The 12,786-nt window shown below is 36.7% G+C and carries 20 protein-coding genes; all 20 read right to left on the reverse strand.

The genetic code is table 11. The features are described from left to right. Positions 1 to 19: 19 nt before the first annotated feature. Positions 20 to 418 (reverse strand): 30S ribosomal protein S8, encoded by a 399-nt coding sequence (gene rpsH, locus CD29_RS03980; protein ID WP_036183111.1) that lies wholly within the window; start codon positions 416 to 418, stop codon positions 20 to 22. A 29-nt stretch (positions 419 to 447) separates the two neighbouring features. Further along, positions 448 to 633, reverse strand: coding sequence for a type Z 30S ribosomal protein S14 (locus CD29_RS03985; RefSeq protein WP_036183114.1), 186 nt, complete (start codon positions 631 to 633; stop codon positions 448 to 450). A 21-nt stretch (positions 634 to 654) separates the two neighbouring features. Continuing rightward, the gene (gene rplE, locus CD29_RS03990; RefSeq protein WP_036183116.1) at positions 655 to 1,194 is read right to left on the reverse strand and encodes a 50S ribosomal protein L5; all 540 of its coding nucleotides are present in this window, start codon (positions 1,192 to 1,194) and stop codon (positions 655 to 657) included. Positions 1,195 to 1,222: 28 nt separating this feature from the next. Further along, positions 1,223 to 1,531, reverse strand: a complete 309-nt coding sequence (gene rplX / locus CD29_RS03995; protein WP_036183118.1) for a 50S ribosomal protein L24 — start codon at positions 1,529 to 1,531, stop codon at positions 1,223 to 1,225. Positions 1,532 to 1,628: 97 nt separating this feature from the next. Then, complete coding sequence (gene rplN / locus CD29_RS04000) at positions 1,629 to 1,997, reverse strand: 50S ribosomal protein L14 (protein ID WP_036183120.1); 369 nt, start codon at positions 1,995 to 1,997, stop codon at positions 1,629 to 1,631. Positions 1,998 to 2,039: 42 nt separating this feature from the next. Next, entirely contained in the window at positions 2,040 to 2,303 is a 264-nt protein-coding gene (gene rpsQ, locus CD29_RS04005) for a 30S ribosomal protein S17 (RefSeq protein ID WP_036183121.1), read from the reverse strand. 25 nt (positions 2,304 to 2,328) lie between these two features. Further along, on the reverse strand, positions 2,329 to 2,526 hold the full coding sequence (gene rpmC, locus CD29_RS04010; protein WP_036183124.1) for a 50S ribosomal protein L29: 198 nt from the start codon (positions 2,524 to 2,526) through the stop codon (positions 2,329 to 2,331). Continuing rightward, positions 2,516 to 2,950, reverse strand: a complete 435-nt coding sequence (gene rplP / locus CD29_RS04015) for a 50S ribosomal protein L16 (RefSeq protein WP_036183126.1) — start codon at positions 2,948 to 2,950, stop codon at positions 2,516 to 2,518. Before rplP ends, rpmC begins: the two co-directional genes overlap by 11 nt. Before the next feature lie 2 nt (positions 2,951 to 2,952). Next, positions 2,953 to 3,609: a 30S ribosomal protein S3 gene (rpsC, locus tag CD29_RS04020; RefSeq protein WP_036183143.1), complete on the reverse strand. Its 657-nt coding sequence runs from the start codon at positions 3,607 to 3,609 to the stop codon at positions 2,953 to 2,955. Positions 3,610 to 3,612: 3 nt separating this feature from the next. Next, entirely contained in the window at positions 3,613 to 3,957 is a 345-nt protein-coding gene (gene rplV, locus CD29_RS04025) for a 50S ribosomal protein L22 (RefSeq protein ID WP_036183146.1), read from the reverse strand. 22 nt (positions 3,958 to 3,979) lie between these two features. Beyond that, on the reverse strand, positions 3,980 to 4,258 hold the full coding sequence (gene rpsS, locus CD29_RS04030) for a 30S ribosomal protein S19 (protein WP_036183148.1): 279 nt from the start codon (positions 4,256 to 4,258) through the stop codon (positions 3,980 to 3,982). Positions 4,259 to 4,318: 60 nt separating this feature from the next. Then, positions 4,319 to 5,149, reverse strand: a complete 831-nt coding sequence (gene rplB, locus CD29_RS04035; protein WP_036183151.1) for a 50S ribosomal protein L2 — start codon at positions 5,147 to 5,149, stop codon at positions 4,319 to 4,321. A gap of 58 nt (positions 5,150 to 5,207) precedes the next feature. Continuing rightward, positions 5,208 to 5,486 (reverse strand): 50S ribosomal protein L23, encoded by a 279-nt coding sequence (gene rplW, locus CD29_RS04040; RefSeq protein WP_036183153.1) that lies wholly within the window; start codon positions 5,484 to 5,486, stop codon positions 5,208 to 5,210. After that, positions 5,486 to 6,109 (reverse strand): 50S ribosomal protein L4, encoded by a 624-nt coding sequence (gene rplD, locus CD29_RS04045; RefSeq protein WP_036183156.1) that lies wholly within the window; start codon positions 6,107 to 6,109, stop codon positions 5,486 to 5,488. Before rplD ends, rplW begins: the two co-directional genes overlap by 1 nt. A gap of 26 nt (positions 6,110 to 6,135) precedes the next feature. Further along, positions 6,136 to 6,765, reverse strand: coding sequence for a 50S ribosomal protein L3 (gene rplC, locus CD29_RS04050; protein WP_036183158.1), 630 nt, complete (start codon positions 6,763 to 6,765; stop codon positions 6,136 to 6,138). A gap of 47 nt (positions 6,766 to 6,812) precedes the next feature. Then, on the reverse strand, positions 6,813 to 7,121 hold the full coding sequence (gene rpsJ, locus CD29_RS04055) for a 30S ribosomal protein S10 (protein WP_036172433.1): 309 nt from the start codon (positions 7,119 to 7,121) through the stop codon (positions 6,813 to 6,815). A gap of 367 nt (positions 7,122 to 7,488) precedes the next feature. Continuing rightward, positions 7,489 to 8,805: a Na+/H+ antiporter family protein gene (locus CD29_RS04060; RefSeq protein WP_036183160.1), complete on the reverse strand. Its 1,317-nt coding sequence runs from the start codon at positions 8,803 to 8,805 to the stop codon at positions 7,489 to 7,491. Positions 8,806 to 8,940: 135 nt separating this feature from the next. Next, on the reverse strand, positions 8,941 to 10,887 hold the full coding sequence (locus CD29_RS04065; protein ID WP_235801772.1) for an FtsX-like permease family protein: 1,947 nt from the start codon (positions 10,885 to 10,887) through the stop codon (positions 8,941 to 8,943). Positions 10,888 to 10,906: 19 nt separating this feature from the next. Then, positions 10,907 to 11,668: an ABC transporter ATP-binding protein gene (locus CD29_RS04070; RefSeq protein WP_036183166.1), complete on the reverse strand. Its 762-nt coding sequence runs from the start codon at positions 11,666 to 11,668 to the stop codon at positions 10,907 to 10,909. Between the two features lie 100 nt (positions 11,669 to 11,768). After that, positions 11,769 to 12,785: a sensor histidine kinase gene (locus tag CD29_RS04075; protein ID WP_036183168.1), complete on the reverse strand. Its 1,017-nt coding sequence runs from the start codon at positions 12,783 to 12,785 to the stop codon at positions 11,769 to 11,771. Position 12,786 lies beyond the last annotated feature (1 nt).

Here is a 12,786-nt window from a genome sequence, read left to right on the forward strand (position 1 = left end):
TCCATTCGTTTATAGCATATTACCAAATGTAAGCTAAGATTTCTCCGCCAACTTGTTTAGCACGAGCTTCTTTATCAGTTACAACACCTTGAGAAGTTGATACTAAAGCGATACCTAAGCCGTTTAATACTTTTGGTACTTCGTTTGTTTTAGCGTAAACACGTAGTCCAGGTTTTGAAATACGTTTTAAACCAGTAATAACACGTTCATTATCTTTACCGTATTTTAAGAAGATACGGATGATACCTTGTTTGTTGTCTTCAACATACTCTACATCACGGATGAAACCTTCACGCTTTAAAATTTCAGCGATTTGTTTCTTTAAATTTGAAGCTGGAACTTCTAATTTCTCGTGACGAACCATGTTCGCATTACGAATGCGAGTAAGCATATCTGCAATTGGATCAGACATTGTCATATATTTTACCTCCTTCCCAAATTAGGGGATTACCAGCTAGCTTTTTTAACGCCTGGAATTTGTCCCTTATATGCAAGTTCACGGAAACAAATACGGCAAAGTTTAAATTTACGGTACACAGAGTGTGGACGGCCACAGCGTTCACAACGTGTGTATTCTTGTACTTTAAACTTTTGCTTACGTTGTTGTTTAATAATCATTGATTTTTTAGCCACGTTCTCGCCCTCCTTATTTTATTACTTTTGGAACGGCATACCGAATTGTGTCAATAACTCGCGAGCTTCTTCATCAGAATTCGCAGTCGTTACGATCACGATGTCCATACCGCGTACCTTTGAAACTTTATCGTAATCGATCTCAGGGAAAATTAATTGTTCTTTTACACCTAAAGTGTAGTTACCGCGACCGTCAAATGCTTTTTTAGATACACCACGGAAGTCACGTACACGTGGAAGTGCAATTGCGATTAATTTATCTAAGAATTCATACATACGGTCACCACGTAATGTAACTTTCGCACCGATTGGCATACCTTCACGTAAACGGAAACCTGCGATAGATTTTTTCGCTTTAGTTACAACTGGTTTTTGACCTGTAATAATTGTTAATTCTTCTACAGCAGCATCAAGTGATTTTGAGTTTTGAACAGCGTCACCAACACCCATGTTAATAACGATCTTTTCAACTTTAGGCACTTGCATAACAGATTTATAGTTAAATTTGCTCATTAGAGCTGGAGAAACTTCTTTTGAATACTTTTCTTTTAGGCGGCTCATGTTCGTACCTCCCTTCTTATTTTACTTATTAGTCGATTACTGCACCTGATTTTTTTGCAACACGAACTTTTTTGCCATCTTCGATTTTGTAACCTACACGAGTCGGCTCGCCAGATTTAGGATCGATTAGCATTACGTTCGATACGTGGATTGCTGCTTCTTGGCTTACAATACCACCTTGTGGGTTTAACTGGTTAGGTTTAACGTGTTTTTTAACGATGTTAATACCTTCAACAAGAACACGGTCTTTTTTAGGGAAAGCTGCTAATACTACGCCTTCTTTACCTTTATCTTTACCAGTAATAACTTTTACTTTGTCGCCTTTTTTTACATGCATTATGTGTCGCACCTCCTTGATTGGTACTGTCATGTAAATCAATTTTATTATTTTAAATACCCTACACCTACAGAAGGATTGCTTCTGCTTTTAGAAATTAAAGAACTTCTGGTGCTAGAGATACGATTTTCATGAAGTTGCTATCACGTAATTCACGTGCAACAGGTCCGAAAATACGTGTTCCACGAGGGGATTTATCTTCTTTGATAATTACACAAGCGTTTTCGTCAAATTTGATATAAGTACCATCTTTACGACGTACACCAGACTTCGTGCGAACAACAACAGCCTTTACAACGTCACCTTTTTTGACAACGCCCCCTGGTGTTGCTTTCTTAACTGTACATACAACGATATCGCCGATGTTAGCAGTTTTACGTCCTGAACCGCCTAGTACTTTGATCGTTAATACTTCACGAGCACCTGAGTTATCAGCAACTTTCATACGACTTTCTTGTTGGATCATTTAGGTTACCTCCCTTCGGAAATTAAACATCCGAAAATGTTATTAAATAATAACCGCTTTTTCTACGATTTCCAATAGACGGAAACGTTTTGTAGCTGAAAGTGGGCGAGTTTCCATGATACGTACGATATCACCGATTTTCGCTTCATTTAATTCATCATGAGCTTTGAATTTTTTAGAGTATTTTACACGCTTACCGTATAACTTGTGTTTTTTATGTGTTTCAACAAGAACGGTTACTGTTTTGTCCATTTTGTCAGAAACTACACGGCCAGTGTAAACTTTGCGTTGATTACGCTCAGTCATACTTTACAACCTCCTTTATCATCAGTTATTTTGCACTGATTTCTCTTTCATGAATCACAGTTTTCATACGAGCGATCGCTTTACGAACCTCACGAATGCGAGCTGTGTTTTCTAATTGACCAGTCGCCAATTGGAAGCGAAGGTTGAAAAGCTCTTCTTTCAGTGATTTCACTTTTAATTCAATTTCAGAAGTGGCAAGGTCACGGATTTCATTAGCTTTCATTAGATTCACCACCAGTTTCTTGACGTTTAACTACTTTACATTTAACAGGAAGTTTGTGTGATGCTAAACGAAGTGCTTCACGAGCGATTTCTTCAGAAACCCCAGCAACTTCAAACATTACTTTTCCTGGTTTTACTACTGCTACCCAACCTTCTGGAGAACCTTTACCGGAACCCATACGTACCTCTAGAGGCTTTTTCGTGTAAGGTTTATGTGGGAAGATTTTGATCCAAACTTTACCGCCACGTTTCATGTAACGTGTCATTGCAATACGAGCAGCTTCGATTTGACGGTTAGTAATCCAACTAGCTGTTTGAGCTTGTAAACCCCATTCACCAAAAGTTACTTCTTTACCGCCTTTCGCTTCACCACGCATGTTACCACGGTGTTCACGACGATATTTAACGCGTTTTGGTAATAACATAATTATTTGCCTCCTTCCACAGAGTTCTTCTTCGTAGGAAGGACTTCACCACGGTAAATCCATACTTTAACACCTAATTTACCATAAGTTGTGTCAGCTTCTGCGTGAGCATAGTCGATGTCTGCACGAAGAGTATGAAGTGGAACAGTTCCTTCACTATAATGTTCAGCACGCGCGATATCAGCGCCACCTAAACGACCAGATACTTGTGTTTTAATTCCTTTTGCACCAGCACGGATTGTGCGTTGGATTGCTTGTTTTTGAGCACGACGGAAAGATACGCGGTTCTCAAGTTGACGAGCGATATTTTCTGCTACTAAACGAGCATCAAGATCAGCTTTTTTAATTTCAATAATATTAATGTGCACACGTTTACCAGTTGTATCACTTAGGTATTTGCGTAAGTTTTCAACTTCTTGACCGCCTTTACCAATTACCATACCTGGTTTCGCAGTGTGAATTGTAATGTTAACACGATTTGCAGCGCGTTCGATTTCTACTTTAGAAACAGCAGCTTCTTTTAAAGCAGACTCGATATACTTACGAATTTTGATATCTTCGTGTAAAAGAGTAGCATAGTCTTTTTCAGCGTACCATTTTGACTCCCAGTCACGAATAATACCAACTCGTAATCCTATTGGATGTACTTTTTGACCCACGGATTAACCCTCCTTCTTCTCTGATACCACTACAGTAATGTGGCTTGTGCGTTTGTTAATTGCGCTTGCACGTCCTTGAGCACGTGGACGGAAACGTTTTAATGTTGGTCCTTCATCAACAAAGATTTCAGAAACAACTAGGTTATTTACATCTAATTCATAGTTATGCTCAGCGTTAGCAACTGCAGATTTCAACACTTTTTCAACGACTGGAGACGCCGCTTTTGGAGTATGACGTAAAATTGCAACTGCCTCACCTACTTGCTTACCTCGGATTAAGTCTACAACTAGACGTACTTTACGAGGAGCGATACGCACTGTGCGAGCGATAGCTTTAGCTTGTGTCATTCGAATTTACCTCCTCTCAAAATTAGCGTCTTGTTTTCTTGTCATCCGCACCGTGACCTTTGTAAGTACGAGTTGGTGCGAACTCGCCTAATTTGTGACCTACCATATCTTCAGTTACGTATACAGGAACATGTTTACGTCCGTCATATACAGCAATTGTTAACCCAATGAAGTTTGGGAAGATAGTAGAACGGCGAGACCAAGTTTTAATTACTTGTTTTTTCTCTGAACCTTCTTGTGCTTCGACCTTTTTCATTAAATGATCATCGACAAAAGGTCCTTTTTTCAAGCTGCGACCCATTTAGGAACCTCCCTCCGTGACATCACCACGGTACGACTAGCGAACCGTAGCTCCATCACTTTATTTTTTACGACCACGAATAATTAACTTATTAGTTTTATTCTTTTTCTTACGAGTTTTAAGGCCAAGAGCCGGTTTACCCCAAGGTGTCATTGGAGATTTACGTCCGATTGGTGAACGTCCTTCACCACCACCGTGTGGGTGATCATTAGGGTTCATTACAGATCCACGTACAGTTGGGCGTTTACCTAACCAACGAGTACGACCTGCTTTACCAATGTGGATAAGTTCGTGTTGTTCATTACCAACTTGACCGATTGTTGCACGGCAAGTAGCTAATACTAAACGTACTTCACCAGATTGTAAACGAACGATTACATATTTACCTTCACGACCAAGTACTTGCGCAGAAGTACCAGCTGAACGTACTAATTGTCCGCCTTTACCAGGTTTTAACTCGATGTTATGGATTGTAGTACCCATTGGAATGTTAGAAAGTGGTAATGCATTACCTACTTTAATATCAGCTTCTGGACCAGAAACGATTGTTTGACCAACTTCTAATCCTTTTGGAGCTAAGATGTATGTTTTTTCACCATCAGCGTAATTAATTAATGCAATGTTAGCTGAGCGGTTTGGATCATATTCGATAGTAGCAACGCGTCCAGGAATGCCATCTTTCACACGTTTAAAGTCAATAATACGGTATTGACGTTTGTGACCACCACCATTATGACGAACAGTAATTTTACCCTGGTTGTTACGACCAGCTTTGCGTTTTTTAGGAGCAAGTAACGATTTCTCTGGTTTAGATGCTGTAATTTCCGCAAAGTCAGATGCCGTCATATTACGACGACCATTTGAGGTTGGTTTATACTTTTTAATCGCCATGTGTTTTCCCTCCTTCTTAATTGTTCATGTCTGTTCTTATGAAATCTCTATTTATGAATTAAAAAATTTCGATTTCGTTAGAATCAGCAGTTAATTTAACGATCGCTTTACGACGTTTGTTTGTGTAACCACCGAATTTACCTACGCGTTTGAATTTACCTTTGTAGTTCATGATGTTTACTTTCTCAACTTTTACTCCAAAGATTTCTTCTACAGCGCTTTTTACTTCCGTTTTGTTCGCACGAACATCAACTTCGAAAGTATATTTTTTCTCAGCCATAAGCTCAGAAGAACGCTCAGTAATGACCGGACGTTTTAAAATATCACGTGCTTCCATTATCCAAGCACCTCCTCAACTTTTTCTACTGCAGCTTTTGTGAATACAACTTTTTCGTGACCTACAAGGTCAAGAACGTTGATACCAGAAGCTGTTAAAACAGTTACACCAGGGATATTACGAGCAGATAATGCTACGTTTTCATCTAATTCAGCAGTAACAAATAATGCTTTTTTAGCAATGTTTAAGTTACCTAAGATTGCTTTGAAGTCTTTTGTTTTTGGTGCATCTAATTGTAATGCATCAAGAACAAGGAAGTTTTGTTCTACAACTTTAGCTGATAAAGCAGATTTAAGAGCTAAGCGACGAACTTTCTTCGGTAATTTGTAAGCATAGCTTCTTGGAGTTGGTCCGAATACGATACCACCACCACGCCATTGTGGAGAGCGGATAGATCCTTGACGAGCACGACCAGTTCCTTTTTGGCGCCATGGTTTACGTCCACCACCAGCAACTTCTGAACGGTTTTTCACTTTGTGATTACCTTGACGTAGAGAAGCACGTTGAGCAACTACTGCGTCGAATAATACCGCTTCATTTGGCTCGATTCCGAAAATCGCATCGTTTAATTCGATTTCACCAACTGAAGCACCTGTTTGACTAAGTACAGATACTTTTGTCATTCCTGTTTCCTCCTTTCTTCGAGAAATTATTTAGATTTTACAGCTGATTTCACTGTAACTAATGCTTTTTTAGAACCAGGAACATTACCTTTAACAAGTAGTAAGTTACGATCTGCATCAACTTTAACAATTTCTAAGTTTTGGATTGTAACTACATTACCACCCATTTGACCAGGTAATTTCTTTTGTTTGAATACGCGGTTTGGAGCAACCGGACCCATAGAACCAACACGACGGTGGTAACGAGAACCGTGAGACATAGGTCCACGAGATTGTCCGTGGCGTTTAATTGCGCCTTGGAAACCTTTCCCTTTAGTTACGCCTGTTACGTCTACTACTTCGCCTTCAGCGAAAATTTCTACTTTGACTTCCTGACCAACTTCGTATTCTGCAACGTTTACGTTACGGAATTCACGAATGAAGCGCTTAGGAGCAGTATTCGCTTTTGCTACATGACCTTGTTGTGGTTTGTTTGAAAGCTTAACGCGTTTGTCTTCAAAACCAACTTGGACTGCTTCGTAGCCATCAGTTTCAACAGTTTTCTTTTGAAGCACTACGTTTGGAGCAGCTTCGATAACTGTTACTGGGATTAAATCTCCGTTTTCTGCGAAAACTTGAGTCATACCAATTTTTCTACCTAAGATTCCTTTAGTCATTTGTCACACCTCCTGTGATATTTAAAAGTTTCTATTTGTTTTTACCATTAAAGTTTGATTTCAATATCAACGCCAGATGGTAAGTCAAGTTTCATTAACGCATCAACAGTTTGTGGTGTTGGGTTAATGATGTCGATCAAACGTTTATGCGTACGCATTTCGAATTGTTCACGAGAATCTTTGTACTTGTGAACCGCACGAAGAATTGTGTACACAGACTTCTCAGTTGGTAACGGGATCGGACCTGATACACTTGCACCTGAACGTTTAGCAGTTTCCACAATTTTCTCAGCTGATTGATCTAAAACACGGTGATCATACGCTTTTAAACGGATACGAATCTTTTGTTTTGCCATTATTTTCCCTCCTTCTCGCCTATTTTCTAGACATTCTCCACGGAAATTTCCCACACATCCGCCATGGCAAAGCGGCCGGGTGTGTCGGCAACCTCCCGCTTCATCGCAGTCAAAGACCAACATTCAACATTATACATAATAAAAAAAGAATAAGCAAGTGTTTTTTGCTAAAACTATTTAATATTGTTATTGCTGGATGTTTGTAGCTGTCTGTATGATTTTTAAGACCTTTTACAGTATATATAAATTACCTACAGTTATCAATTGTTTTAATAACATTTTATACTGGTAATTTAATCAATTGGTTCTAAACATAAAAAGTAGCCTCATTTTAGAAGCTACTCTTATTTGTTGTCTTGTTCTTTTTCTATAATATAAACGTAATTGCGATCCATCCAAATAAAACTAATGGGATATTATAGAATATAAATGTTGGTACACATGTGTCCCATATATGATTGTGTTGTCCGTCGGCATTTAATCCTGACGTTGGTCCTAATGTTGAGTCCGATGCAGGTGAACCAGCATCACCTAGTGCACCAGCTGTACCTATTAAAGCAATAATAGCTAACGAACTTAACCCTAGCTCTAACGATAATGGAACAAAGATTGCTGCGATAATTGGGATTGTTGCAAATGATGATCCAATTCCCATCGTTACAACTAACCCGATAATTAACATCAGCAATACCGCCAAACTAACATTACCATTTAACATATCCAAAGTGTCTTCCACTAGTAATTCCACATGCCCGGTTGCATTTATCACGGCAGAAAACCCATTAGCTGATATAATTACAAATCCGATAAAGGCCATCATACGTAAACCATCGGATAAAATCGCATCTGCTGCTGTCCACTTTAATGCACCTGTAATATACAATACAAGAATTCCAGCAAGTGCAGCCATAATCATCGAATCTGTATTAACTTGTACTATTACCGCAATAAGTAATGACAAAACGGTAAACAAAATATTTCTCTTATTAATAGTAACTTCTAACTTTTTCTCTATTATATCTATGTCTTTATATTGCCGAGGTTTACGGAAGTAGAAGAATGCACAAATCAGTCCTACAACCATCCCTAATACCGGTATAGCCATTGCTTTTGATATTTGTCCAATTTCTATCGGTAACCCTGCAAGGCCCATTTGTGTCGCAATTATATCTTGATATATAAAACCAAACCCATATGGTAGAAAGATATAAGGTGTAATTAATCCGAATGTTAAAATACATGCGATTAATCGACGATCCACTTCCAACATATTTAATATCTTTAAAATTGGTGGTATTAACAGCGGAATAAAGGCGATATGTATTGGTATTAGGTTTTGTGAAAAAATCGCCATCATAAGTAAAAACAGAAAGACTAATGCTTTTACTAAACCTTTCTTTTGCGAACGACCATTTCCGTTTACAATCTTTAATATTCTATCTATTAGTAATTCCGTTATACCGGTTTTAGATATAGCTATAGCAAACCCACCAAGTAGACCATAGCTTAAAGCGACTTGCGCTCCCCCACCTAAGCCATTATGAAAAGCATCTATAGTATCCATTAATGTCATGCCGCCGGATAACCCACCTACAACAGCCCCAATTACTAAAGATAGGACAACATTGACACGTAATAAGCTTAAGACTAACATAACGAAAACTGCTATTAAAACTGCATTCATGATTAAACCCCATACTTTCTAATACTAATATACTAACGTGTTAAAGTGTATTCGCATCTAGTATAAATGTCAATGCAAATAAAAATCGTTATAATTTTCCCTAAATTCGAGAAATTATAACGACTTTCTTCTATCTTATAGTGAATTCCTAACTACCTTTTTATAATATTGAATCGAGAGCACAGCAAATACTGCATACATCAAAATGTAGAGACTCATTATTATCAATAAAGGGGCCTCAAATTCTGTACCAAATAAAAACCACCCTGATTTCACCGCAAAGTAACTATGGAATAATCCAATAAGTAACGGGACACAAAAACTAAACAGTTGTTTTGCATATATACCTTTCAAAAGGTGTGATGTAGAGAAACCAATTTTTCTTAATGTTGTATAAGACTCTTTTTCATCCTCAGCTTCTGCCATTTGTTTAAAGTATAAAATACTTCCTGTAGTTAATAAGAACGCTAAACCTAAGAAGGCTGTTACGAAAATGGTCATCCCAAAGGTTGCTATGTTTTGTTTACGTAGTTCTTCATAAGATGATGGAGTGTGTATAAAAGGATGACCTTCTACTATCTCAAGTTCAATTCCTCGTACTTCTGCTAAACTTTTATAAATGGCCTCTGCCTTTTCAATATCATCTTTATCAGTTAAATTTATTCCTATTTGAGTTCTAACTAATCCACTTTCAGCAATATCTTCGAACAATTCGTCCGTTACAACTAGAACTGGCCCTCCCATATTTACCGCACTATATAATAAGAAATCTTTTCGTATATCAGTAACAAATAAAGACACTTCTAAGTCATCTGTTTTTGCTACTAAGTTCTTCTCTTTCTGAAGTGGCATAATTTCAGACAGTATATTCACATAACTAGTCAATATCGCTTCACCTTCATTAATATCAACGTTTGGTACCCTCTTATTGAAATCATTTATAGATATAACGCTAGTTTCCATTTCATTAGTGAATAAAGGACTATCCTTTAAATTATCACTGATCAATTCCTCAATATTTAGTTCTACTTCAGACATCTGGTAGAATTCTTTTTCAAACTCAATTCCTCCATCTGTCAGTAAATCAAGAAATTCAATACCTTGATCGTCAATAATCATATAATCGTACGGTGAAGACTGTCTTGCATTATTTTCCGATGAATAATATGAAATGTACGAGAGACTTGTAATCCCTATCGCTAATGCCGTTAATGTTGTAATTAATGTTAACGATTTTGCGTTAGATTTCATTCTGTGCATTATTGGCGAAACAGCCAATACATCGACTACATTTAAATGGCCTTTCTTTCTAATTCGTAACAGATTCATTAAGAACGCTACAGAGTAACGGAAAAATAAAAATGTACCAAAAATTGTTGATACTAAAATTATTAACATATTTAAAAAGAGATTACTCGCTGCATTTGCATCTGCAATATTAAACAATTGTGTTGATTTATAATAACCGTAAATGATTAGTGCAATGCCTATAATCCCCATAATCATTTGGAATAAACCAAATGGCTTAATACGCTCGTCTGCTTTTTTTGACGCATTAAAAAGTGATAATAGCGATACTCTTTGAATTATCCATATCATTTGAAGAAGAATTACAACTAAAAGAATAGTAAATACAAATATTGATTGTCTTAATGCTTCAAATGAAAATGTTAGATCTACAACTGCCTCTAGTTCTACTAATCTTAGAAGAATCATCGCAAAAACCCTTGAGCTTAAATAGCCAAATAACATCCCTACACCAACAGCAAGGATAAATAATATGATATTTTCTAAAGCAATTAGCCTTACTACTAACCCCTTCGTCATCCCGATTAGTTGATATAAACCGATTTCTTTACTTCGTCTTTTCATGAAAAGATGATTTGCATATAAGACAAAAAACGTCACTATAAAATAAAGTATATAACTTGCAACTTCAAATCCAGTACTTGCAGTTCCGCTTGATTTTAATGTTTCAATAACGGATGGATTAGTGTATAACGTTGTAAAAGAAAAACATAGTGTAACACTAAAAATAAGAGCGAAGAAATAGAGATAATAATGCTTTAAATTTTTCCTCATACTTCGGAGTACTAACTTACTAAGCGTCATATCCGTCACCACCCAGCACACTTTGGGTATTTAATATTTGTTGGAAAAACTGATTTCGTGATTTGTCCCCTCGGTATAACTCTGTATATATTTGTCCGTCTTTTAAAAATAGCACTCTGGAACAGAAACTTGCTGCCACTGAATCATGCGTTACCATCATGATAGTTACAGACTTTTGTTGATTTATTTTTTCTAAATTAGTAAGTAATGCAGTTGCTGACTTTGAATCTAGGGCCCCAGTTGGCTCATCTGCAAACACTAATGTTGGATTTGCGATTAAAGCTCGTGCCGCAGAAGTACGTTGCTTTTGACCACCTGATATTTCACTTGGATATTTGTTTAATATATCGGTAATCCCTAATAAGCCTACCAGTTCTTTCAAACGATTTTCAGCAGCAACTTTAGGTAGTTTACTGATAGAGAGTGGTAGTAGAATGTTTTCTTTAACAGTTAAAGTATCAAGCAAGTTGTAATCTTGGAAGATGAAACCTAGTTGTTCACGTCTAAAGTTGGCTAACGCTTTTTCTTTCATTCCTCTTAAATTTTGCCCGTTAATTTCTACAATACCCTCTGTTGGAAAGTCAATAGAGCATAATACGTTTAGCAACGTTGTCTTCCCGGATCCAGAAGGTCCCATGATTCCTACAAATTCTCCTTCATTTACTTCTAAATCTATTCCTTTTAACACTTCATGTGCGTTTGACTTTTTCCCATATGTTTTCCTTACTTTTCTTCCTATTAATACAGCCATGTAATATGCTCCTCTCTATTAACTATTTTCATTTTATCGTTAACAATTAATTTCTTCCCTTGTTTTAGATGACAAAATAAAACGGTAGGTGACAATTTTGTCATCTACCGAGAATGTGTTGATATTCATTTTGATTTGGGAATTGTAATGTAACAATCGTACCTACATTTTCCTTTGAATTAACAAAGATTGTTATTCCTAATTTTTCTGCTGCATTATTTGCTAAGTACAGTCCCATACCGGTAGATTGAAATGATTCTCTTCCTACTGTACCAGTAAAAGATTTTTGAAAGATTCGTGGTAAATCTTCGTCCGGTATTCCAATACCTTGATCTTTAATATGAAGCAATAAGTGACCCTTAGCATCCATCTCAGTATATAGATTGATATCTGTATTTTCATAACTGTATTTTATTGCATTTGATAATATTTGCCTAACGATAAAGGAAAGCCACTTTTTATCTGTTATTACGCAACAATCTAGACCATCAATCTGAAACCCTAAGCCTTTTTCCATACACCACGACTGAAAATCTTTTATTTCCTTATGGACGATTGGTTTTAAAGTAACTGTTTCAAATCTGTTATCTTTTTCAATAGTATCTAATCTAGTGTTATGGAGCTGTTGATCGAGTAGATAATTTATACGTACCCATTCCTTATCAACTTTTTGCTTAATTCTATAATCATCAACTTGTTCAATCATTAGCTTCATTGCAGTAAGTGGTGTCTTCATTTCATGAATCCAAGCAAGAACATCTTCTGTATCCTCTTGCGTTCTTACTTTCATTGAATTTAATCTAAGATCCTTTGCTTGCAGGATTGTTACGATATGTTCTAAATACTTCCTTTGATATGGTGATAATAGTTCACCATTTATTTCGGGAATATTATTATTTTCAAATATATTTCCTAGGAAATTTTTTAATTGTGTTGTTTCTTTAAAATAGCGCCAAATCAAAAACATTACGAACAAGATGATTATTATTAAATTAAAGTATCCAACTGATATCCCAGCTAAACCTATATCAAGATAGAATAATCCATTGATGACGACAAGTAAGGATAAAAAGAATACAATCCATGCGCATCGTTCCCTGAGAAATAATAAGATCATA

It is taken from the genome of Ureibacillus manganicus DSM 26584 (assembly GCF_000772945.1).
Taxonomy (GTDB): domain Bacteria; phylum Bacillota; class Bacilli; order Bacillales_A; family Planococcaceae; genus Ureibacillus; species Ureibacillus manganicus.